Source organism: Neobacillus sp. OS1-2 (assembly GCF_030915505.1).
GTDB lineage: Bacteria > Bacillota > Bacilli > Bacillales > Cytobacillaceae > Neobacillus.
In genome coordinates, this window is sequence record NZ_CP133265.1 from 219,205 (window position 1) to 240,501 (window position 21,297).

General features: G+C 38.1%; 20 protein-coding genes and 1 pseudogene. 5 read left to right on the plus strand and 16 right to left on the minus strand.

Translation table 11 applies throughout. From position 1 onward, the window contains the following. Nucleotides 1–175: 175 nt before the first annotated feature. Both RCG19_RS01170 and RCG19_RS01175 read right to left on the minus strand, forming a co-directional pair. Entirely contained in the window at nucleotides 176–1,438 is a 1,263-nt protein-coding gene (locus tag RCG19_RS01170) for a ribonuclease H-like domain-containing protein (protein ID WP_308109370.1), read from the minus strand. Next, nucleotides 1,422–3,731 carry a DEAD/DEAH box helicase gene (locus RCG19_RS01175; RefSeq protein WP_308109371.1) on the minus strand — a complete coding sequence of 770 codons (2,310 nt, stop codon included), beginning with the start codon at nucleotides 3,729–3,731 and terminating at the stop codon, nucleotides 1,422–1,424. Before RCG19_RS01175 ends, RCG19_RS01170 begins: the two co-directional genes overlap by 17 nt. Nucleotides 3,732–3,935: 204 nt before the next feature. Between RCG19_RS01175 and RCG19_RS01180 the strand changes: the two genes are divergently transcribed. Next, nucleotides 3,936–4,634: a Crp/Fnr family transcriptional regulator gene (locus RCG19_RS01180; RefSeq protein WP_166241167.1), complete on the plus strand. Its 699-nt coding sequence runs from the start codon at nucleotides 3,936–3,938 to the stop codon at nucleotides 4,632–4,634. A gap of 42 nt (nucleotides 4,635–4,676) precedes the next feature. On the opposite strand, the gene hcp is transcribed toward RCG19_RS01180, so the two are convergent. Next, complete coding sequence (gene hcp, locus RCG19_RS01185) at nucleotides 4,677–5,975, minus strand: hydroxylamine reductase (protein ID WP_308109372.1); 1,299 nt, start codon at nucleotides 5,973–5,975, stop codon at nucleotides 4,677–4,679. A 190-nt stretch (nucleotides 5,976–6,165) separates the two neighbouring features. Here hcp and RCG19_RS01190 point away from each other — a divergent pair, with 190 nt between their 5' ends. Continuing rightward, a complete protein-coding gene (locus tag RCG19_RS01190) occupies nucleotides 6,166–6,648 on the plus strand; it encodes an Hsp20/alpha crystallin family protein (RefSeq protein WP_166241163.1) in 483 nt (160 codons plus the stop codon). Nucleotides 6,649–6,695: 47 nt separating this feature from the next. On the opposite strand, the gene RCG19_RS01195 is transcribed toward RCG19_RS01190, so the two are convergent. Continuing rightward, nucleotides 6,696–7,253 (minus strand): YppG family protein, encoded by a 558-nt coding sequence (locus tag RCG19_RS01195; protein ID WP_308109373.1) that lies wholly within the window; start codon nucleotides 7,251–7,253, stop codon nucleotides 6,696–6,698. A 187-nt stretch (nucleotides 7,254–7,440) separates the two neighbouring features. Between RCG19_RS01195 and yppF the strand changes: the two genes are divergently transcribed. Beyond that, nucleotides 7,441–7,650 carry a YppF family protein gene (gene yppF, locus RCG19_RS01200; protein ID WP_308109374.1) on the plus strand — a complete coding sequence of 70 codons (210 nt, stop codon included), beginning with the start codon at nucleotides 7,441–7,443 and terminating at the stop codon, nucleotides 7,648–7,650. Between the two features lie 38 nt (nucleotides 7,651–7,688). Here yppF and RCG19_RS01205 read toward each other — a convergent pair whose 3' ends face one another. The 3 genes from RCG19_RS01205 to RCG19_RS01215 form a co-directional block, all read right to left on the minus strand. Then, nucleotides 7,689–8,045 (minus strand): DUF1798 family protein, encoded by a 357-nt coding sequence (locus RCG19_RS01205; protein ID WP_308109375.1) that lies wholly within the window; start codon nucleotides 8,043–8,045, stop codon nucleotides 7,689–7,691. 88 nt (nucleotides 8,046–8,133) lie between these two features. Next, nucleotides 8,134–8,388, minus strand: coding sequence for a hypothetical protein (locus tag RCG19_RS01210; RefSeq protein ID WP_308109377.1), 255 nt, complete (start codon nucleotides 8,386–8,388; stop codon nucleotides 8,134–8,136). 310 nt (nucleotides 8,389–8,698) lie between these two features. Continuing rightward, nucleotides 8,699–9,676 (minus strand): DUF2515 domain-containing protein, encoded by a 978-nt coding sequence (locus RCG19_RS01215; protein WP_308109378.1) that lies wholly within the window; start codon nucleotides 9,674–9,676, stop codon nucleotides 8,699–8,701. Between the two features lie 191 nt (nucleotides 9,677–9,867). Between RCG19_RS01215 and recU the strand changes: the two are divergent. Beyond that, nucleotides 9,868–10,496: pseudogene (recU, locus tag RCG19_RS01220) on the plus strand (Holliday junction resolvase RecU). Further along, complete coding sequence (locus tag RCG19_RS01225) at nucleotides 10,496–13,060, plus strand: transglycosylase domain-containing protein (protein ID WP_308109379.1); 2,565 nt, start codon at nucleotides 10,496–10,498, stop codon at nucleotides 13,058–13,060. Before recU ends, RCG19_RS01225 begins: the two are co-directional and overlap by 1 nt. Before the next feature lie 16 nt (nucleotides 13,061–13,076). Here RCG19_RS01225 and RCG19_RS01230 read toward each other — a convergent pair whose 3' ends face one another. The 9 genes from RCG19_RS01230 to panD all read right to left on the minus strand — a co-directional run bounded on the left by RCG19_RS01230 (nucleotide 13,077) and on the right by panD (nucleotide 21,296). Continuing rightward, nucleotides 13,077–13,439: a YpoC family protein gene (locus RCG19_RS01230; protein WP_308109380.1), complete on the minus strand. Its 363-nt coding sequence runs from the start codon at nucleotides 13,437–13,439 to the stop codon at nucleotides 13,077–13,079. Continuing rightward, nucleotides 13,432–14,094, minus strand: a complete 663-nt coding sequence (gene nth / locus RCG19_RS01235; RefSeq protein WP_166241147.1) for an endonuclease III — start codon at nucleotides 14,092–14,094, stop codon at nucleotides 13,432–13,434. The genes RCG19_RS01230 and nth overlap by 8 nt, the downstream gene beginning before the upstream one ends. 61 nt (nucleotides 14,095–14,155) lie before the next feature. Further along, nucleotides 14,156–14,854: a DnaD domain-containing protein gene (locus RCG19_RS01240; protein WP_166241145.1), complete on the minus strand. Its 699-nt coding sequence runs from the start codon at nucleotides 14,852–14,854 to the stop codon at nucleotides 14,156–14,158. A gap of 206 nt (nucleotides 14,855–15,060) precedes the next feature. Beyond that, on the minus strand, nucleotides 15,061–16,242 hold the full coding sequence (locus RCG19_RS01245; RefSeq protein ID WP_308110904.1) for a pyridoxal phosphate-dependent aminotransferase: 1,182 nt from the start codon (nucleotides 16,240–16,242) through the stop codon (nucleotides 15,061–15,063). Nucleotides 16,243–16,274: 32 nt separating this feature from the next. After that, entirely contained in the window at nucleotides 16,275–16,751 is a 477-nt protein-coding gene (locus RCG19_RS01250) for a cell wall elongation regulator TseB-like domain-containing protein (protein WP_308109381.1), read from the minus strand. A 9-nt stretch (nucleotides 16,752–16,760) separates the two neighbouring features. Then, nucleotides 16,761–16,931: a YpmA family protein gene (locus RCG19_RS01255; protein WP_166241141.1), complete on the minus strand. Its 171-nt coding sequence runs from the start codon at nucleotides 16,929–16,931 to the stop codon at nucleotides 16,761–16,763. A gap of 121 nt (nucleotides 16,932–17,052) precedes the next feature. After that, nucleotides 17,053–17,901, minus strand: coding sequence for a ComEC/Rec2 family competence protein (locus tag RCG19_RS01260; protein WP_308109382.1), 849 nt, complete (start codon nucleotides 17,899–17,901; stop codon nucleotides 17,053–17,055). 48 nt (nucleotides 17,902–17,949) lie between these two features. Next, the gene (dinG, locus tag RCG19_RS01265) at nucleotides 17,950–20,754 is read right to left on the minus strand and encodes an ATP-dependent DNA helicase DinG (RefSeq protein WP_308109384.1); all 2,805 of its coding nucleotides are present in this window, start codon (nucleotides 20,752–20,754) and stop codon (nucleotides 17,950–17,952) included. A 158-nt stretch (nucleotides 20,755–20,912) separates the two neighbouring features. Continuing rightward, the gene (panD, locus tag RCG19_RS01270) at nucleotides 20,913–21,296 is read right to left on the minus strand and encodes an aspartate 1-decarboxylase (protein ID WP_308109385.1); all 384 of its coding nucleotides are present in this window, start codon (nucleotides 21,294–21,296) and stop codon (nucleotides 20,913–20,915) included. Between the last annotated feature and the right edge of the window lies 1 nt (nucleotide 21,297).

A 21,297-nucleotide genomic window follows, 5' to 3' on the forward strand; every position in this document is an offset into this window, starting at 1 on the left:
TGTAAAAACGACGGCTGTCAGACAGACGACAATAAAAAATAAAAATAAAATCGTTTTATACACATTACCAGCTCCATAAAGTTTTAATGATCGCTTTTCCGCAACCCAATTTCTCATTTTACATTTTTCATGTAGGATAAACAATATGGAATTACTGGATTTCATCATAAAATTATTAAGATTTTGTGACATATTTTCGTTCTAACCGTTTTAGCCTTTTTTCAAACTGCTCTAAGGTAATGTGCCTTTTCCATTTAGCCGTGGTTTTAGATTGTGTTATTTGTTCTATCGCCTTCTGACAATAAACTATAGCAAGCTTATAATCTATAAGTCGATGTTCATGAATTTTTGCCAGTTCTAATAAAGCTTCTACCCGCATCTGTGTCTCACTACTATCGATCATTTCAAGAAACAATGTCCGTGCGCTTTCCCAATTCTGTTCTTTTTTTTGCTGAAATGCCAAAATATACTTTGCCTGATAGGATGTCATGTCTCTGCCGTTTGTCAGTTTGCTTAATACTTGTTCGGCTTCTTTATTCTCTCCTAATGTGGCAAACCAGCGACCAACTTCATACGTTTCTGCTCTAGTTTGATTATGATCAATCCCGTAAAGTTGAAAGGTTAAATGGCTATATAGTGTAACGAGTGATAAAATGTCGATTTCATTATGTTTAAGCAAACCTAGCATGCCATCAGGCTTTTTACTTTCAATAAAATCAAAATAAATCATAGGAGCCAAAAATCCTGGAATATCATCGATTCTTTCCACCCCTAATACTTCCTTCTCGACAATTGCCAGCTTCATCCGGTCTAATTTATGCTTCCAAAGTCTTCTTGCTGCATGAAAAAGATCAAAATGTCCAAATTCAGGCAGTTTTGGAACATGCTCTCTTATAAGAGTATGTCTTGTTTTCACTTGGGGCCAATCAAATGATTTTCCATTGTAAGTGACAAGCGTACGATAATTCACTTTTTCTAAAAAACTTTGATATAAAGGAACTTCCCCGCCTGGATGCGGGAGGATGTGCTGTCTTAGGACCAAATGATCACCGAAAACACTGGCATATCCCAGAATAAAAATTGTATTTCCAACCCCGCCGCCGAGCCCCGTAGTTTCTGTGTCAAAAAAGAACAATTCCTCAGCTTGATGACCTTTTGCCGATAAAGGGTGACTGAGTGGCTGGTGATTCCACAAATCTACAGCGGTTAGAAAATCCCGAAAGCAATAATTCCCGTGCTGGTGTGAGAGTGGATATTTCACTTCCCTTATTAAGCAATAATGGTCATCGATAAAAAAGGGATAAACATTTTCCTGCTCCCATTTTTCACGAAAAGGCACCTCCATTCCCGGCGTCACAGAAGGTTGATCCCTTTTTTCTGGAGTGCTTCCACTGGATAGATGAGACTTTAGGCGATCTAGCTTATTTTTTAACGACATGCCGCACTTCCTTATCCTGATTGGAAGAGTGTAAAAATGCATCAATTATTTTTAAGACATCCAATTTTGCAGTTTCACTAACTGTATCTGCTCCAATGCATGAAGGACAACCCGTCTCACACTGACAGTGATGTATCATTTTTTTCGTTTCGACAAACACCGTTGGCATTCCGCTATGAATTTTTTCACTTAATCCAATTCCACCAGGATATCGATCATAAAAAAAGATAGTTGGCTTTTCATTATGATCTGCTTTCACTTGCGGGATAACATGAATATCCTGCGGGTCTGCCATCACGAATAACGGTGCGATATGATTTAAGGCGTGTGCTGTTCCAACAAGTCCCTGTTCCAACCGTTCATGACCCAGTTCTGTTAACGGCTTATTTAATGAAATCCATGCTGCGTTCGTATGAAGTTCCTCTTCTGGAAGATGAATCGGTCCTGATCCGATATTTTCATGCGTTTCAAATTTAATCTTTTTAAAAATGGTTGCCATCGCCCTGACACTTACGTCTCCATAGCCGATTTCAGCTTCATCACTTGTTTGAAGCCTGTCTTCCTCTAATACTTTTAATTGGACAGCTAAATTAGCATCAGTGTAATAGTCAACATCAACTTCCCTGACAAATGCCTTTTTCTCCTCCCAATCAAGCTTCTCGACCTGGAATTGGGTACCTTGATGTAAATAAATGGCCTCATCATGGAGAAGCGTCATTGCAGAAAAACGATCCATTTCTCCAATAACTTTTACATTTGCTACATCTGATTGGTCAACAATAATAACATTTTCCTGTGAGGCAGATCGTAAACTAATGTTATGCGCCGGAAAAGAATCGTTCATCCAATACCATTTATCTCCATTTCGATAAAGAACTCGTTCTTCTGCTAAATACTCCAGTAATTCCTCCGTTCCGACAGTTCCAAATTCCTCTCCCTCCTTAAATGGGAGCTCATAGGCGGCACATTTCATATGATCGATTAGAATAATCAAATTATCGGGATTAATCCTCGCAGTTTCAGGACTTTTATTAAAGAAATACTCCGGGTTCTGAATAATATATTGATCCAGCGGACTCGAACTGGCCACCATAATGACAAGTGCCTCCCCATGCCTTCTTCCGGCCCTCCCGGCTTGCTGCCAGGCACTTGAAATAGTCCCCGGATACCCTGTCATGATGCAAACCTGAAGCTGACCTATGTCAACACCTAACTCAAGGGCATTCGTACTGACAACCCCATAGATCTCTCCAGAACGCAGACCCTTTTCAATTTTTCTTCGTTCTGTTGGCAGGTATCCTCCGCGATATCCCATGATTGATTTCGCACCTAACTGATTTTTCACCAATTCCAGAAGGTATGTCAGGATAATTTCAACTCTCACCCTGCTTCTGGCAAAAACAATTGTTTGAATTTTATTTCTTAATAGTTCCCCCGCAATTTTTCGAACTTCAAGAGTGGCACTTCTTCTGATATTTAAAGGCTTATTGACGATTGGCGGATTATAGAAGAGAAAATGTTTCGTCCCACTCGGTGCACCGTTATTATCAATTAAACTCATTCTTTCTTCTGTTAATATTTCCGCATGCTCTAAGGGATTTGCAATCGTTGCCGATGTACAAATAAACACGGGATTACTACCATAATAATGGCAAATCCGTTTTAGCCTTCTGATGACATTGGCTACATGGCTGCCAAACACGCCGCGGTAGGTATGAAGTTCATCAATCACCACAAATTTAAGATTTTCAAACAACGATACCCATTTTGTATGGTGTGGCAGAATAGCAGAGTGTAGCATGTCCGGGTTTGTAATCACTACATGCCCCGCCTGCCTTACCCTTTGCCGAATATTTGCGGGTGTATCCCCATCATACGTATAGCTGTTAATATCAACGCCCGCAGCTTGAATGATCTCGTTTATCTCACTCTTTTGATCTTGGGCAAGTGCTTTCGTTGGAAACATATACAGGGCCCTTGATTCAGGATTAGCGAGAATAGTTTGTAAAACTGGCAGATTATAGCAAAGTGTCTTTCCTGAGGCAGTCGGTGTTACCGCCACGATACTATTTCCTTTGATAATTTTCTCATATGCCGATTGTTGATGTGTATACAGTTGTTCAATTCCCTTATCTTGAAGAGCTCTTTTTAACAACGGATGTAAGTCCTCCGGAAATGGCATCATCGTTGCTGGCTTTTCTTCAATGGTCTTCCAGGTGACAATATTTTCTTTAAATTGATGATTTATTTTTAATTCCTCTAATATTTCTTGAAGGCCTTTTTTCAATTTCATGGTTTCACCTCATCCTCTTTATTTTATCGAATGAACGTTCGTTATTAAAGTATTAAAAGAAAATTATTATGATATTTCGCTGGAACATTCCTCCAATCAAAATAGGAATCACTACTTCTTTTTAAAAAAATGTGAATGAATGTAAACAATTGATGAATATTTGGTACAATAGATGGTAACTGAGAAGAAGTTGAAGGTGATAGAATGAAAATAGATGAAATCAAAAGAGTGCTCGCTCATTTTACTCTTTTTCGTGAACTAACTGATTTTGAATTAACAAAGGTTGCTGATATTGCAATTACGAGGGACTGGAAAAAACAAAGTCATGTTTTTCTTCAGGGTGATCCGCTTGAAAATGTTTACTTTATTTTTGAAGGTAAAATCAAAATCTACAAGAGTGACGTGAACGGGAAAGAACAGATTGTTGCAATGGCCAAAAAAGGTGAAATGTTCCCACATGTTGGCTTTTTCAGAAAAGGAGAATACCCTGCATATGCGGAGGTTCTCGAACCATCCACGCTTATTGCTGTTCCCATTTCAAAATTTGAATCAGTCTTAATTGAAAATCCCGAGCTTTGTATCAAGGTATTTAAGGTGCTTGGTGAGAAAATCGTTGATTTGCAGGACCGGTTAGAGGAACAAATTCTTAATAATACGTACGAACAAATTGTTAAACTACTTATAAGGCTTGCGCAAAACCATGGGATGAAGCAAGCAGATGGGACGATTTTATTAAAGTCAGAATTCACCAACAAGGATCTTGCCAATATGATTGGAACCACCAGGGAAACGATTAGCCGGACCTTAACAAAAATGAAAAAAGATGAGCTGATTGAAGTAGATGAAGCTGGAAACATGATTGTCGATGTCGAAATTCTGATGGAAGAGATACACTTAATTTAAAACCAAAAACACCGCAGGCGGTCAACGCTGCGGTGTTTTTGGTTATTTTGCTGTTAATTGTAACATTTTTTCCATGTCTTCTTGTACCGTGCTAATCAATTTTAGGTTAAATGTTTCTTGAAGAACTTTTAGAACCCCCTCAGAAATAAATTCAGGCGGTTTTGGTCCAATCCGGATATCCTTAATACCTAAACTAAAAAGCCCCAGTAAAATCGCTACCGCTTTTTGCTCAAACCATGATAATACAATACTTACTGGAAGTTCATTTACTTCGCAGTCAAATGCATCTGCTAAAGCCATCGCAATTTTAACAGTAGAGCCGGAATTATTGCACTGTCCTAAATCGATATAACGTGGAATAGTTGTTCCGGGAACAACACCATAATCGACATCATTAAAACGGAATTTCCCGCAGGAGGTCGTTAATATTACTGTTTCCCGCGGCAGCGATGTTGCCAATTCCCGGTAATAATCCCCTCCATGACCGGGTGCATCACAGCCGGCAATCACAAAGAATCGCTTGATTTTCCCTGCTTTCACAGCGTCAATAACTTCTGGGGCAATACCTAGTACTGTTTCATGATGGAAACCCGTTAGTAATGTTTCATCTGAATCTATTGCCGCTTCCGGAAGTTCTATTGCCCTCTCAATTAAACGTGTAAAATCATCATTGATAATTTTTTCGACATTTTCAAGGCCTGCAACATCATAGGTAAACATTCTGTCTGCATAGGTTCCTTTGATTGGCATCACGCAATTTGTCGTCGCCAGAATGGCTCCGGGAAATTCTTCAAACAAACGGCGTTGGTCATACCAGGCCTTGCCGATATTTCCTTTTAAGTGAGGATATTTTTTTAGGGCAGGATAGCCGTGAGCAGGCAGCATTTCTGAGTGTGTATAAATATTTATTCCTTTCCCTTCTGTCTGCTTCAATAATTCCTCTAAGGCAAATAGATTATGGCCCGTCACAACGATACATTTGCCTTCAATTTTATTCTGGCTCACGCGAATGGGTTCAGGAATCCCTAACCGCTTTGTATGTGCCTCATCAAGCATCTCCATCACCCGGACAGCAGCCCTGCCAACTTGCATCGCCATATCAATATGTTCTTGAAGATTGAAATTGGAATTCGTTAACGTCAGGTACAGTGCTTCATGTGTAGTTGAATCAACTAATGGATCTGTATAACCAAGTTGGTTCGCGTGCGTTCGGTAGGCCGCAATCCCTTTTAAGCCAAAAATAATCGTATCTTGTAAACTAGCTATTGTTTCATCCTTACCACAAACACCCATTTCAGTGCAACCGCCACTTGGGGTTTGCTCACATTGATAACAAAACATATAGGTTCCTTCCTTTCCTTAAATTACCACCATAGCATACAAATCAAGTCGGATTATTCATGTGATAATTATCACAATTTAATACGATGTAATAAATCGTTCAAAAAGTTATTGCAATAATTTGACGGCACCTACCTAGATTTAAACGCATATTATAGGAAGTGAAATATTGGAAAGAGAGGGAAAGATAATGACATCCAAGCTTCCGAGTGATAAAAATAACCCTAAAAAACCGATACCTGAACCATTTCGTGACCTAATGAAATCGATGAACGACTTCTTTACTGAAAAACCAGTCCGTGGATTTTTACAATCAATTGATGATTTTTTCAAAACTCCATTTCCCGTTGCTTCAGGTTTCCCTGTGGAAACAGTAGAAACAGGAAAGGAATATATTATTACAGCCGAACTTCCAGGTGTGAAAAGAGATCAAATCCAGTTAAATATTACCGGAAACTATATAACGATTTCTATTGAAAATAATGAGCTGGAAACAGTAGAAAACGATCAATCACAAGTTTACCATCGAAAATTCATTCGACAACATTCGACAAGAACCATATCCCTTCCACATGCTATAAATGAAAAAATGGTGAAAGCATCGTACCGAGATGGATTATTACAAATTCGAATTCCGCAGGAAAGGGGAAAGATTATTGAAATTGAAGAATAGAATTAGTAAAAAGAAGAAAGACGGCTAAAATAGCCGTCTTTTCTATGTTACGCTTTAAAGAATCCTCCAAAACCTTTAACAAGCGAGGAAACTTGGTTCACTGCATTCATCATCGTCCCGGCAGTATTAACCATTTTATTAAAATCCACCGACCCGTCCTGTGATTTGAAGGAATTCATAATGGATTTCACACCACCTGGCTGTTTCGGCAGCATATTTTGTTTTGGATAGGGGTTCATCATTGGGTACCCGTTCATCGGCATATAGGAGGGCTGTTGAACCATTTCATCCTTCGGCTGCAGCGGGTTTTGAAAAAGAAACTGTGAATCTTTTTGTGAATATGTCTGATTTGGGTATGGTATAGTTTGCGGTACGAATCCTGGTTGATAGTTTTGTGCAAATGGCTGCATACCTTGCGGATAGTATGGATTTTGTTGTTGGAATGACATCCATTCATAATTTTGGGGCTGTGCTTGATATGGAATTGGTTGATTTCGATTACCAACATGTTGCTGGTTCCATTGTTGACCAGTTGGAACTTGGTGCATCATTTGCCCCGAGTATCCATAATAAACGTAATTATTTGGTTTCTCTTTACCAAACATGGGCAAACATCTCCTCCACAAATATCTCTATTACAGACTATGAAGGTTCCAAATGAAAGGTGATTATTTTAAAATTTTGGACAATGTCTAATTAAGAGGGAATTTGTCTAAAGTTTAAATATTTTAAAAACTAGAAATCCTTTTAATTCGTGTTAGGATAGAGAAAATGATGAAGGAGGAGCTATTAATGAACATTCGTGAATTAAAAGGCAAATTTATTCAAAGTCGGGATTACAACACAGATGACGTTAACGCACTAATGGATTTTGCTAAGAAAGCGTATATTCACAACGAAATCAGTATCAAAGAATATCGCCTTCTTGTCCGCGAGCTTGAAAACAATGGCGCAGGATTACCGGAAATGGATAGTGAAGACTCCCTCATCGAACATTCATAAATCACCATTAAAAGAGATGCAAAAAAAGCATCTCTTTTCTATTGCTTAACTTCTTTTATTACTTCCAAAAGAAAGTATTCAACCGTCCGTCCTGAATTTAGGAACCTTGATTTGCTAGTTTTCGGAAAAAAGGCTTGAACGGAGAGCTGTTCGATATGTTCTGCTGTCGTTTCAATCTGCTTCAAATGTAAATGTTTATGATTTGACCCAGAAAGCCACATTTTCATGGCATTTTTCCATTGATTAGTAATGACACTTACTTCATCAACAAATGGTTTAATGACATTCTCGAAATCATGGGTAATACCTGTCTCTCTTCCATCTTGGTAATATTTAATAAATAAATGGTTATACTGTAATAATTTTTCTGTAAGGTTAAGAATTTCTTCAGCCATTTCATAGGATCCCTTCTAAAAATCAAAAATAAAGAGTAGCAAAGGTTTATTTTGCTACTCTCATTTATACTATCATTTTTTGCTGTAATTAAAAACCTAATTCAAGCTTTAATGGTTTTGGGATTTGGTTTAGATTGGATTCCGGAAGGTCATTAGCTAGTTTATATTCCATGTCAGACAGCCTTTGGGCAGGGGCCGATATTTTTTCTTGCTGCTCCCTGTTTAAATTAATTCGAAGGTCGGAGAATGATGCCTCAAGAACAGACTCTAATTCCTCTAATTGATCATATATTTCCGTTAGCATCGAAAGTAGTTTTTCTTTTTCGGACAATGGTTTATTCATCTATAAAACCCTCCTCGCGATTATCTATATGGTAGTATTCTCTTTCCATCCTTGGCATCCTCCCCTCTTGACAAAACTAGAAGAAGTTCGGCAAAGAAAGTGGCAATCTGCATATATTCTGTTAACTTTCGACAGAATAGTATTGGAGGTGTTTTTATGTCAAAAAAGAAAAGACAAACAAATAAACAACCACAATCTGAAGTAGAAAAGACCGTAGGCTACGGAGATAAAAAAATAGAGGGGCCAAATCGCCCTTCCACATGATGAATGTAATTACGGCAAAAAGCAAGGAACCCCTTCCTTGCTTTTTTCATTTCCATTTTTCCAATTCCAATACCTTTTGAATCGAGAGCACTAACTGCAGCTGGTTTGATTTCGCTAAGTACCAATCGGTCAAATGAATGGGGTGACGATGTCGGGCTGGAAGATGCAGCCACACAGGAGAGACCCTTCTACACTTACTCCAATCCGCATAGCTGTGCTGATTATGCATAATTACAGGGAAGGTCGTTCGCAGCAATGGTGTTTTTCGAACGGGCCTTATTTTAAAATATTGCTCATAATCATATCTTGAACCAGTATGAGGAGTCTTTTCAGCAAATTCTAGAAAATAGGGAAACAACCTTTGATGAAAGAGAATACTTGCTAATCTCTTCCCTAAGTTAATCCTTTTAGAGAGAGATTTAAAACCATTTACACTTGCCCCATAAACCTCCCCGCCACATGTTGGGAACAGGACACAACTAAAATGGAGCCAGTCCTGAAAGGAAAAAATCATCGACTGAAATACCTTTTTCTTATAAACAGGATGTTCAATGACAGGCGTCTGAATGACATTTTGCTCATTAATAATTAATGCAGTTGTTAAGCGATTCCGATTATTCTCCTTCCAATACCGCTTCCATTCTTTTTGAATAAATACCGAAACATTGAAATAGGGAAGTAAATGAAACATTGGCCGATTTATTTTCGTCGAATATTGATAGAGCAGTAACTGGGGGAAAACATCATGAAAAATAAGCCAATTGGCCCGCTCATAGGTATGGAATAGTTGTTTCCGCACCCTATCATCTAATAGTTGGGGGAAAATGGAGCCTTCAAGGTCACACATATTCCATCCCCCATTTCTTGAAACCATACTGGCAAGAAAGGACCAAATTATATCGGGATTCTTTTTAAAATAACTAAAGTAAGCATCGGTTCTTGAAATATTATCAATATTCTTTTTATTGGTTTCACTTCGAATTTGACGGATGATTGTTTGTTCCTGTATTGTAAGATGATTCATATTCATCTTCCCTTATTATGTTTAGTAGAGTTTAAGTAAACATGGACTAAAATCATTTATGAAAAATGAATCATGCTTAAATTGGCAACTCACGGTACAATTTATATTAGCGTGTGTACGTAAAAAATTTTTATACACCCCAATCTTGCTAAGATTTGGTATGATAAGGAATAGCTTGAGAGGTGCAAATCATGAATGTAAACTATCCAAATGGAAAAAAGTATAAACCGGTAAAATTGGAGAATGACCTTCCCATAAAAAAAAGAAAAATGGTTCGTATAGTAATAGGGGGATGACCCTTGAAGATGATTTAAATGAGACGAATGAATATTATCGGGACAGAAAAATTGCGGTTATACATAAAAAGCCAACACCGGTTCAAATTGTCCAGGTGGATTACCCAAATCGGAGTGCGGCCGTGATTAAAGAAGCCTACTTTAAATTAGCTTCAACAACTGATTATAATGGGGTATACCATGGAAAGTATATTGATTTTGAAGCGAAGGAAACACAAAACACCACCTCTTTTCCGCTAAAAAACTTCCATCAGCACCAAGTGGAGCATATGGAAGAAGTCTTGAATCAAGGGGGAATATGCTTTGTTATTCTTCGATTTACAAGATTTGAACAAGTTTATTTGCTTGAAGCACAACACTTGTTGAACTATTGGAAAAGAATGATCAGTGGTGGAAGAAAATCAATTACAAAAGAGGAAATAGAACAACATGGTCATCGCATTCCACTTGGATTTCAACCAAGAATTGACTATATTAAAATAATAGATGCACTTGAGAAGGTTAGAAAGGAAGGAATTTCATAATGTCTGAAAAATACCAATCAAGAGAGGAGCGGCGAAAGAAACTCCAGTCAAACAGCAAGGGGAAGCCAAAAGTCAAGAAAAAATCCGGCGGTCTATTCAAGAAGATCTTTCTTAGCCTTGTTGTCCTTGGTATTGTTGGAATTCTTGCAGGAGTTGGTACATTTGCCTACCTAGTAAAGGATGCTCCCAAACTTGACCCAAAATTATTAAAAGACCCGATCCCTTCAAAGATTTTAGATAAAGATCAAAAATTGATTACTGAAGTTGGAGCCATTAATCGCGAATATGTAAATTATAAAGATATTCCACAGGTCCTGGAAAATGCCGTTTTAGCCACAGAGGATTATCGCTTTTATAAACACCATGGGATTGACCCCATTCGGTTAGGCGGTGCGGTATTGGCTAACTTCCAGCGTGGTTTTGGTGCAGAAGGCGGAAGTACCATCACGCAGCAGGTAGTAAAGAATGCATTTTTAACACAGGAAAAGACGTTAACACGAAAGGTTCAGGAAGCTTGGCTCTCATATGAACTAGAACAAAAATACACAAAACATCAAATTTTTGAAATGTATGTCAATAAGGTATATGTTTCAGAAAACAGTCATGGACTTGCAACAGCGGCAAAAATTTATTATGGAAAAACTTTAAATGAATTAACGCTCGCGGAGGCTGCACAAATTGCAGGAATGCCGCAAAGTCCAAATAACTATAATCCCTTCGACCACCCAGATCTGGCGGAAAAAAGACGAAATATTGTTTTAACATTAATGGAACAGCATGGCTTTATTTCAAAACAAGAAATGAACGATGCAAAAAAGGTATCCGTTGCCGCAACAGTATTAAAGGCGGAGCAGCGTACAGTAGATGAAAAACCGTTCGATTCCTTTGTGGATGCCGTCATTGATGAAGTAAAAGAAACAACCGATTTCGATATTTTTACCGATGGTTTGACGATTCAAACGACTTTGGATAGAGACGCACAAACGTATGTTTATAATATGTTAAATTCCCAAGATATCATCCAATACCCTGATGAAGCTTTCCAAGCCGGGATTGCCCTCCTTGATACGAAAACAGGAGAAATTCGTGCCATCGGCGGCGGCCGGAACCAACAAGTTAGTCGTGGATTTAACTATGCCATCGATACAAGGCGACAACCCGGATCAACAATTAAGCCTGTACTTGATTATGGCCCAGCAATCGAATATTTAAATTGGGGCACATATGAAATGATCGAAGATAAGCCGATAACGTACTCCACAGGGAAGAAATTTGGCAACTGGGATGATAAATACAAAGGGCCTATGACCATTCGGACTGCCTTACAGTTGTCACGAAATACCCCTGCTGTCCAAGCATTACAACAAGTTGGTTTGGATAAAGCTAAGGAATTTGCAGTTAGTCTTGGTATTCCATTAAAAGAAATTTATGAGTCTTATGCCATTGGCGGTTTTGAAACTGGTGTATCGCCATTACAAATGGCCGGGGCCTATAGTGCCTTTGGAAATAATGGTTTCTATACCAAACCGCATGCGATTACAGAAATTATGCTGCGCGACGGAACCACTATTAAAACGGCGCCGGAGCCAAAGGTTGTGATGAAGGATTCCACCGCTTTCATGATAACCGATATGATGAAAAGTGTCCTCGTATCCCCCGGTACAGGAACACGAGCTAAAGTCCCTGGGCTTCCGATTGCTGGTAAGACAGGAACAACAAACTATACAGCTGAAGATATGAAAAAGTGGAACATTAAGAGCAGTTCTGTACCAGATTCATGGTTTACTGGATACACAACTAATTACACGGCTTCTATTTGGACGGGATACGATAATCAGAAGACACCAATAACAGCTATCGGGGATAACCAGAGAATTGCCCAGTTACTTTTTAAAAATTTAATGGCCTATGTCTCAAAGGATATCGATACTCCAGATTTCACCATGCCAAATAGTGTCCAAAAGGTCAGAGTTGAAAGAGGCTCGATGCCTGCAGTACTGGCCAGCGAATTTACACCTGACAGTGAAGTGAGTATAGAATATGCCGTAAAAGGGCATGCACCTAAAAAGGTATCTGAGAAATATAACAAATTGGATGCACCTGTCAATCCAATTGCCAAATATGATGACGTCAATAAAACAGTTGTCCTAACTTGGGAATATCCTAATGCAAACAAGACGGGAGTTCAATTTGATCTGACAATCAATAATCCTTCTGCACCAGGTCATTTCGTTCAAACGGAAAACAGCCTAACGATTCCAGCAGCTCCCGGCGAGAAATATACATTTACAATCATAGCCATTAGCGGCGATAGGAAGAGTGATTCTGTTTCTACTTCCATTGACATTCCAAATCCTGAAATTGAAATGGATCAAGATGATCAAAATGGTGAGGATAATAATGGTAACGGTAATAATGGCAATGGAAATAACGGTAACAGTAACGGAAACGGTAATGGTAACAATGGGTCGGGTAATGGCGGCGGTCAAGGAGGAACAACCCCGCCGGTTACTACGCCCGAAAATCCATCCAGCGGCCAGGGAACTGGATCACCGGGAACCTAATTAATAAAAAAAACGTCTAGGCATCGGGCTTAGACGTTTTTTTTACGATACTTCTTTTTACATACAGCTTTTCCTGTTCAACCATTAGCTCCGAAAGCTGACGGTATGAATGATATAATGCTGGTCTGGCTATGATAAATGCTAGTCTTTCTTCAATATTTACAGGCTTATAATAAAACTGATGATAGGGAATAGAATCATTGGCTGTTGAGGATTCCTCATTTGTCAGAAACAAAAATTGAATGAATAAGCTTATTCCTTTTTCCATCCATTCTCCTGCGTTTTTCTGGTCACGTTCTCGGAATAATTGATTTAGACGGGTTTTAATGCTTTCCCATTCTTTTAGCAATCTAGAAATTTTCTCTGCTCGATTATCCATTTAAAGCGACCTTCCCTTTCATCCTTTTCTTGCCCTCTCGACATAACTCTAATAATGGACAGCTTGGACACTGAGGGTTTTGAGCCTTACAATGATAGCGGCCAAAAAAGATTAAACGGTGATGGGTCACCGACCATTCCTCTTTTGGAACCTTCCTCATTAAAGTGTTCTCCACTTCCAATACTGAATCCTTCCAGCGGCAAATCCCAAGGCGTTTACTTACTCGCTCCACGTGGGTATCCACGGCAATCGCAGGAATATTATAGGCAACCGAAACAACGACATTTGCCGTTTTCCTGCCCACCCCGGATAGCTTTGTCAACTCATCTCTATCCATGGGGATTTCTCCACCATATTCATCGAGAACCATCCGGCAAAGGCTTTGAATGTTTTTAGCTTTATTCCGGTAAAGTCCGATGGAACGAATATCATTTTGTAATTCCTCAAGTGAAACCTGCAGGTAATCCTCAGGAGTTTTGTATTTCTTAAATAATTCTTTCGTTACTTTATTGACTAGTACATCGGTACATTGCGCTGATAATGAAACCGCTATAATAAGTTCAAAAGGATTGGAGTGGTTTAACTCACAATGGGCATTTGGGAACATTTTCCCCATTTCATCCAAACAATAACGAATTTGTTTATTATTAAGCAAAAATATCACCTACATTACTATTAATTAAGATAAATAAAACGAGAGAAGATTCCCTCGTTAACTATTGCTCTAGCCAATTGTAAAATGGAACTGTCGGTTGATGAGCATCATCCTTGAAGTTTCCTTTTGGAGACTGCTTTTGACGGAATTTGCGGCCATGATTCTTTGCTTGCTCAATCGTTTTAATTCCATTCTTTTTCCATTCAAAAAGAATCCTATCAATATAGCGGAAATTTAATTTCCCTGACATGACGGATTCACGGAGGGCAGCCTTTATGATAATTGGATCATGGTGATCATCATCCATCCACATGCCAAGGGATTCACATTCAAATGGTGATAGGGGGCGGCCGAATTCATTTTCAAAACAAGTGTACAGATCAGTTTCATCGGTCTTTTTATCAATTGCTTTTGCTGTTTTATTATTGATCATAAACAGGTCAATTAGTTTTTCCCATAATGGTTTCACGGTATATTTCTCAAAACGAATCCCCTCATTTGAGTATTGATCCATTATTTCAATAAAACCTCTTTGGATTAATCTTCTAAGCATTTCATTACATTCTAAGACAGAAACCGTCATCCTGGCAGAAAGCTCTTCTGGAGTAGGAAATTCGTTCCCTTTCTCTATGAAAGCAAGGATATTTAATAAAAGTACTAGTTCAATTTCGTTTAGATTTAGGTTACGGTATTCTGAAAGCAGCATAGAAGGTATAGTAATATTCCCTTCCTCAAGCCATGCTAATATAGTTGATTTCATTTAAAGGACACCTCCAAATAAGTATAACATGAACCATTCCAACCGGGTAAGGGTAATAGGTATCCAACTTTGGAAAGGAAAGCAAAAAGCCTGCGGAGCGCAGACTTTTTAGTTGTCTAGGAAATTATAGATTAATATTAGTGTGGATAACTTGGAATAGTTATCTGAATCCAGCTCCAGCACCCTAGAAGCTTTTGTTTTTAATCTTAGCGCTTTGATTCAACAAACTGATGAATTCGTGCTACTGCTGCTTCTAATTGCTCAAGTGATGTTGCATAGGATAGACGAATATTATCCGGCGTTCCGAATCCAGATCCAGGAATTACCGCCACTTTTGCTTCAACTAGTAATGCTTCCACAAAGTCATCAACATGATTATATCCGGTCATTTCTGCAGCTTCCATTACATTTGGATACAAGTAAAAAGCTCCTTCCGGCTTCACACAAGTGAATCCGGGTATGGCAACCAATTTAGTATAAATAATTTCTAATCTTTTTTCAAAGGCTTGTCGCATTTCTTCCACTGGCTCCTGCGAGCCGTTATAGGCAGCGATTGCCGCATATTGGGCAGTTGTTGTCGGATTTGATGTACTATGACTCGCAAGGTTCGTCATTGCCTCGACTATCTGTTTATTCCCAGCAGCATAGCCAATTCTCCAGCCTGTCATCGAATGGGACTTAGAAACACCATTTATGACAATGGTTTGTTCTTTAAGCTCCGGTGAAAGTTCTGCGATCGAGACATGCTTTACACCAAAATAAACCAGCTTTTCATATATTTCATCTGAGACAATAAGAATATCTTTCTCCAGGCAAACTTTACCCAATTCACGAAGTTCTTCTGCGGAATATAATACCCCTGTAGGATTGCTCGGTGAATTGATGATGACTGCTTTTGTCTTGTCAGAAATAGCCTCTTTTAATTGTTGCGGTGAAATCTTAAATTGATTTCGTTCATGCCCTTCAATATAAACTGGGATACCACCTGCTAATTTAACTTGTTCAGGGTAGCTTACCCAATATGGGGTAGGAATGATTACCTCGTCCCCATCATTTAAGAGAACTTGAAATAGAGTATAAAGGACATGCTTTGCACCATTTCCAACAATAATTTGATTTGGTTTATATGTTAAACCCTGATCCGTTTCCAGCTTTTTAATGATTGCTTGCTTTAAAGCAGGAAGACCTGCAGAAGGTGTATACTTTGTATGTCCCTCATTCATGGATTGAGATGCCGCATCCAATATATGCTGCGGCGTATTAAAGTCGGGCTCGCCCGCCCCTAAACCAATGACATCTTCCCCCTGTTCCTTTAATTCCTTTGCTTTTGCCGTAATAGCTAACGTTGATGATGGTGTAAGTGCCATCACCCGATTTGCTAATTTCACTGCCATTTCTCTTCCCCCATTCCCCAAGCATTCTATAAATTATCAATATTTTTATACCACTCACCAGTTTCAAAAAGAACATAATAATAATTTATTAAGTTATTATCAGAACGGTAATAAATTTCCCATAATGGAATGTTTTTTTGCATACCCAAACGAACTGAAATAATTTTTTTAGGTTTTTTTTCTTGCAAAAGTTTTTGCACTGCTTCCTCTTTTGATAATCCATCTTTGGCTTTTTTCACAAAAACCTTCTTACTTTTATCAGGGATCCAGACGATGATCTTTTCACCCTTCTTATCATTTGCTTCAATCACATTTACTTTCTCTAACCCATTGTATAGATGAAAATCCTCTACTTTATCAATTTGAACCTTTTTATTTGCCAGTGTGACAGCTTTTTTTCCGCCATCTTTACTGGTTCTAAGGCAGAAAAATATACTTTTATGAACGTTCCAATAATGACTACCAGAAATAATACGAGGAAAATAATCCACTTTTTCATTCAATTCACTTCTTTATGTACGATATATTGTAAAAATTGCTTTACTTTGGTCTTCTCGATCAAGGGCAAGCCCAAACATGAGATCCTTTTGCTTTAAGGTGCGATTTAGGGAGTCAACAATTTTATATAAATCCGAGCTGTATTGGATCTTAACTGTTGATAAAACTTCAATTTTACTTTCCATCCTTATTTCTCCTTTTTTCTACTTTAACACTGCCTGTGCAGAATCTTTCTAATTATTATAACAGGATAATCCAGGATATGCTTCAGAACTTCATTAATTTATCACAATTTTTTTCCTGCAATTATTCTTCCTTAGCTGGAATGGTAATAACCTCGTAGTTTGTTTTAGTAAATTTAATCGAGACCGTACCATGTTTTTTTGTAAAATACACTTCTGACCAAATACCATGCAATTCATGAAGTATATCTCCTTGTTGCTCATGTCTCCGTGGAGAAAAAAGGATGGAAATTTGCGGATTAAGATGCGCAATAAATTCATCAGAAAATGAGACTTCCTTATTATTGTTGGGAATTTTAAAAACGTTAACATCTTTTAGCGCCTTCTTTAATAGTGTTTGTTCCGCACGTTGACTGAAGGATGTCATTAAAAATATGTTATGTTGGTAAAAATTCAGCAGTAAATCCATTCCTTCATTTTCTTCATTCCCAACAAATTGGACTCCGGCAGTCATTTCAGGAAGGATTTCTTTTTTTATCCCCTCTTCCAAAGCAACAATCGTTATTGGAAGGGATTGGTTAATATTTTCTTCTAATTGTTTCGAAAGTTCCCGAGTTGTCATGATTTCTTTTATGTTATATTCAGCAATCAATTGATTTAGGGTATTGTATGAAAGGTCTTGGCCATCATTTGTTAAGAAAAGAGCCGAAATCTCTTTCACATTATAAAGAGAAAGCCAACTTGCTAATTCGGCTTTCGTTCCTTTCCCACCTACGTTAATCAATATATTTTTACTATTTGGACCTTGAATAAGTGTAGCTTCACCTATTGATAGATCCAAAAACGTCACCGCCGCTTCGTGCTCTTTCAGTTTTAAATCGATATTTTCAATGTTACTAGAAATTGCTGTTTCTGCCTTTGCAATAAAGGTACTTGGAATAAAAAGGCTTAAGATCATAAACAATATTTTCATACATTTATGCCTCCTATTATCAAATAGGATGTGTAAATTTCCATATTTTTATAATAACCAATTAGGAATAATTTTTACTAGTTCATTAATTGTCCCTTTTTTTACCGGGATTTCAGGGACTGATTGTAAAAAGGATCTTCCGTATTTGGTCGTAACGATCCTTCTATCAAAGACAAACATGATTCCACGGTCTTTTTCCGTCCGAATTAACCGGCCAAATCCTTGTTTAAAACGGAGAATCGCTTCAGGGAGTGAATATTCATTAAAAGGGTTACCGCCACGTTGCTCGATTAGCTGACATTTCGCCTCTGTGAGCGGTTCGTCGGGCGGGCTAAACGGAAGCCTTACAATCACAAGGCAGGATAGGTCTTCACCGGGAATATCTACCCCTTCCCAGAAACTACTTGTCCCTAGTAATATAGCCTTTTCATAGCGTTGAAAATTCCTTGTTAACCTTGTTCGGCTACCACTCGTAATACCTTGCGCAATGAGGACATACTCATCTAAGAAGCCGCTCTCCTTTATTAGCTCATATGTTTTCTTAAGCATGTCATTGGCTGTAAAAAGGATTAACATTCTTCCTTTTGTAGCCTCAGCAATCGTGATGATATGTTCCGTAATCGCAATCACATACTCTTCTAATGTCACAGTATTAATTTCCGGTATGTCATCTGGAATGCACAACTGTACTTGATTCTTATAGTTAAATGGTGAAGGGATTGTCATTTGTTTAGTAGAAACCGCATCGAGACCAAGTTCAGTCATGATATAATCAAACGAATTATTTACTGACAAGGTTGCGGATGTCAACACAACTGCCTTTTTTGCCCGAAAAAATTTCTCCTTAAGCTGTTCAGCCACAAAAGCAGGCTGAGCGATAAACGTCGTGATATTTTGCGGTGCACGGATATCCATTTCAATCCATTTTACATCCTTCGTTTCCTTAATAAAGCAACTTATCACTGTATTACGCAGCTCTTCAAGCTCATTTACAAATGTAAAAATTTCTTCGATTTTATTTTCATCTTCACTTGTAAATATTAATTTCTCAGTTTTAATCCAGTTGAGACGATTGGTAATGGCTGAGTGTAAATCCTTAAGTAAAAAGGCAAACCTTTCTGCACAATGAACAAGGGCATTTTTTTCCTTCCCGCTACCTGCATCCGACAATCGTACCTTAATACGATTATAACCCTTTTTATTGGTAAGCTTTGTTTTGGCGTAAAGGGCAATCAATTTAAAGAACTCATCCATTTCATAGGTAAGTTCCATCATCAATCGATTCAATTCAAAAGCAGGAATCAGGTTTGTCTCTTTTTTATGTATTGGAGCGATTAGTTTTTCCAATTCATAAAAGAGTTGTTTTTGTTCATACATACCAAAATGTCCGAGAAGCATCCTTGTGGAAAAATAATCTAATGAATAACCAAAAAAACGGCTTGCTACCTTTTCAAGGTGATGTCCTTCATCAATCACCACAAAATCAGCTGCAGGTAAAATAGAACCTTCACCTTTAAGATCACTTAATAATAAGGAGTGGTTGGTAATGACAATATCAGCAGCATGCGCTTTGTTTTTTGCTCTAAGATAAAAATCTCTTTCCCGCCATCCATTATTTTGGAAATAAACATTCGGTTCATCCTTGATTTTATTCCAATAAAGGAGGCCACCGCTTGAGAGATTCAATTCATCCTTATCACCTGTGTCCGTTTCAGTCAACCAAACAAGTATTTGCATTTTTGTTAAAGTCGTATCATAATTATCGTTTTCGTCCATTAATGTTTGATGAAACTTATCAAGGCTTAAATAATGATTTCTTCCTTTTAAAAGCACAGTGGTGATGGTAAAAGGGATGATTTTAGCCAAAAGTGGAATTTCATTTTTCAAAATTTGTTCCTGTAATTGAATGGTATGTGTACTAACAATGACGGGAAGATTATGTTGTTTTGAAAAGTAGGCAATCGGGAGCAGATAACCAAGTGATTTACCAACTCCTGTTCCCGCTTCAATTAACGTATTCCTTTGGGTCTGAAATGATTCGTAAACAGTATCCATCATCTGAAATTGGCCCAATCGCTTTTCAAAAAATTGAAATCCTTGCTTAATCATCTCTATTTTATCTTTCTCACCAGCGGGGTACAAAACATCCTTTTTTTCTGACTCTACACCAACTTTTACGGAATTTTTCTTTAAGGCTAAATCATTATATACCTCAATAGAATCCGGTAATTGATCCCGAATTTCTCCCACCGAATTGATCAATTCATCTAGCAGTTGTTGAAGATCGCTTTTTAGCCCACCTGATAATTGTGTAATTTGTCTAATCGTTATTTGAGGCAAGGCAGCTAATCGACTTAACAGAAGGAGAAATAACTCGGCAGTAACCAGGGCGTCACTATCTGCCTGGTGTGGCCTGTCATGATTTAAGTTCTCCTTCTCCGCCAAATCAGAAAGTTTATAACCATCTGCAGTCGGATATAAAATTCTAGCCATTTCCACTGTATCTAATACAGGGCCGAAAAATCCTTCCCCACCCGCCTGGATTAATTCTTCCTGCAGAAAGGATAGATCAAATAATACATTATGGGCAACAAAATAGGCCCCCTCAAGCAGTGACGTAACTTTCTCTGCAATTTCAGAAAACAACGGTGCACCTGCGACCATATCATCATTGATTCCAGTCAATTCTTCAATAAACGGCGGAATCGCCTTTTTTGGATTGATGAGCGATGAAAATTTTTCGGTGATTTTCCCGTTTTCAATGACCACCGCAGCAAATTGAATAATTTTATCACTTTTTTTCGGAAGATTTCCCGTGGTCTCCAAATCTATAACAACAAATTTATTTAACATTCATTTCCACCCCAAACCTTCGTTCCTTAAACCGTTGCACAAAGATCTTTATCAAGTAAAAGATAATAAACTTATAATGATTTTAATTCTACCATTGTCTTAGTAAAAATTAAAATAGAAGAAGGGGACCCTCCCATAAAATGGGGGCCCCCTCTCCATTACATAATTGTAAGTGCCGGTTCTTGATAGATGAGTTCCTTAATTCGATTATTTTCATCCATAATCGCTACTTTTGGTGTATGAGTTTGAATCTTTTCCTCTGGGACAAGTGCATAGGAAATAATGATGACAATATCCCCTTCTTGGACAAGGCGTGCTGCCGCGCCATTTAAACAAATAACACCACTGCCTCTTTCTCCGGGAATAATATACGTTTCTAAGCGGGCACCATTGTTATTGTTTACAATTTGCACTTTCTCATTTGCTGTCATTCCGACCGCATCAATAATATCTTCATCTATCGTAATACTGCCAACATAGTTTAAATTAGCCTCTGTAACCGTTGCTCGGTGGATTTTTCCATTCATCATCGTCCGAAACAAG

Excerpts from the sequence above, each read along its gene's own strand:
- RCG19_RS01170 (WP_308109370.1), bottom strand. The coding sequence starts at position 1,438 with ATGTCGTTAAAAAATAAGCTAGATCGCCTAAAGTCTCATCTATCCAGT.
- RCG19_RS01175 (WP_308109371.1), bottom strand. The coding sequence starts at position 3,731 with ATGAAATTGAAAAAAGGCCTTCAAGAAATATTAGAGGAATTAAAAATA.
- RCG19_RS01180 (WP_166241167.1), top strand. The coding sequence starts at position 3,936 with ATGAAAATAGATGAAATCAAAAGAGTGCTCGCTCATTTTACTCTTTTT.
- hcp (WP_308109372.1), bottom strand. The coding sequence starts at position 5,975 with ATGTTTTGTTATCAATGTGAGCAAACCCCAAGTGGCGGTTGCACTGAA.
- RCG19_RS01190 (WP_166241163.1), top strand. The coding sequence starts at position 6,166 with ATGACATCCAAGCTTCCGAGTGATAAAAATAACCCTAAAAAACCGATA.
- RCG19_RS01195 (WP_308109373.1), bottom strand. The coding sequence starts at position 7,253 with ATGTTTGGTAAAGAGAAACCAAATAATTACGTTTATTATGGATACTCG.
- yppF (WP_308109374.1), top strand. The coding sequence starts at position 7,441 with ATGAACATTCGTGAATTAAAAGGCAAATTTATTCAAAGTCGGGATTAC.
- RCG19_RS01205 (WP_308109375.1), bottom strand. The coding sequence starts at position 8,045 with ATGGCTGAAGAAATTCTTAACCTTACAGAAAAATTATTACAGTATAAC.
- RCG19_RS01210 (WP_308109377.1), bottom strand. The coding sequence starts at position 8,388 with ATGAATAAACCATTGTCCGAAAAAGAAAAACTACTTTCGATGCTAACG.
- RCG19_RS01215 (WP_308109378.1), bottom strand. The coding sequence starts at position 9,676 with ATGAATCATCTTACAATACAGGAACAAACAATCATCCGTCAAATTCGA.
- RCG19_RS01225 (WP_308109379.1), top strand. The coding sequence starts at position 10,496 with ATGTCTGAAAAATACCAATCAAGAGAGGAGCGGCGAAAGAAACTCCAG.
- RCG19_RS01230 (WP_308109380.1), bottom strand. The coding sequence starts at position 13,439 with ATGGATAATCGAGCAGAGAAAATTTCTAGATTGCTAAAAGAATGGGAA.
- RCG19_RS01240 (WP_166241145.1), bottom strand. The coding sequence starts at position 14,854 with ATGAAATCAACTATATTAGCATGGCTTGAGGAAGGGAATATTACTATA.
- RCG19_RS01255 (WP_166241141.1), bottom strand. The coding sequence starts at position 16,931 with ATGGAAAGTAAAATTGAAGTTTTATCAACAGTTAAGATCCAATACAGC.
- RCG19_RS01260 (WP_308109382.1), bottom strand. The coding sequence starts at position 17,901 with ATGAAAATATTGTTTATGATCTTAAGCCTTTTTATTCCAAGTACCTTT.
- dinG (WP_308109384.1), bottom strand. The coding sequence starts at position 20,754 with ATGTTAAATAAATTTGTTGTTATAGATTTGGAGACCACGGGAAATCTT.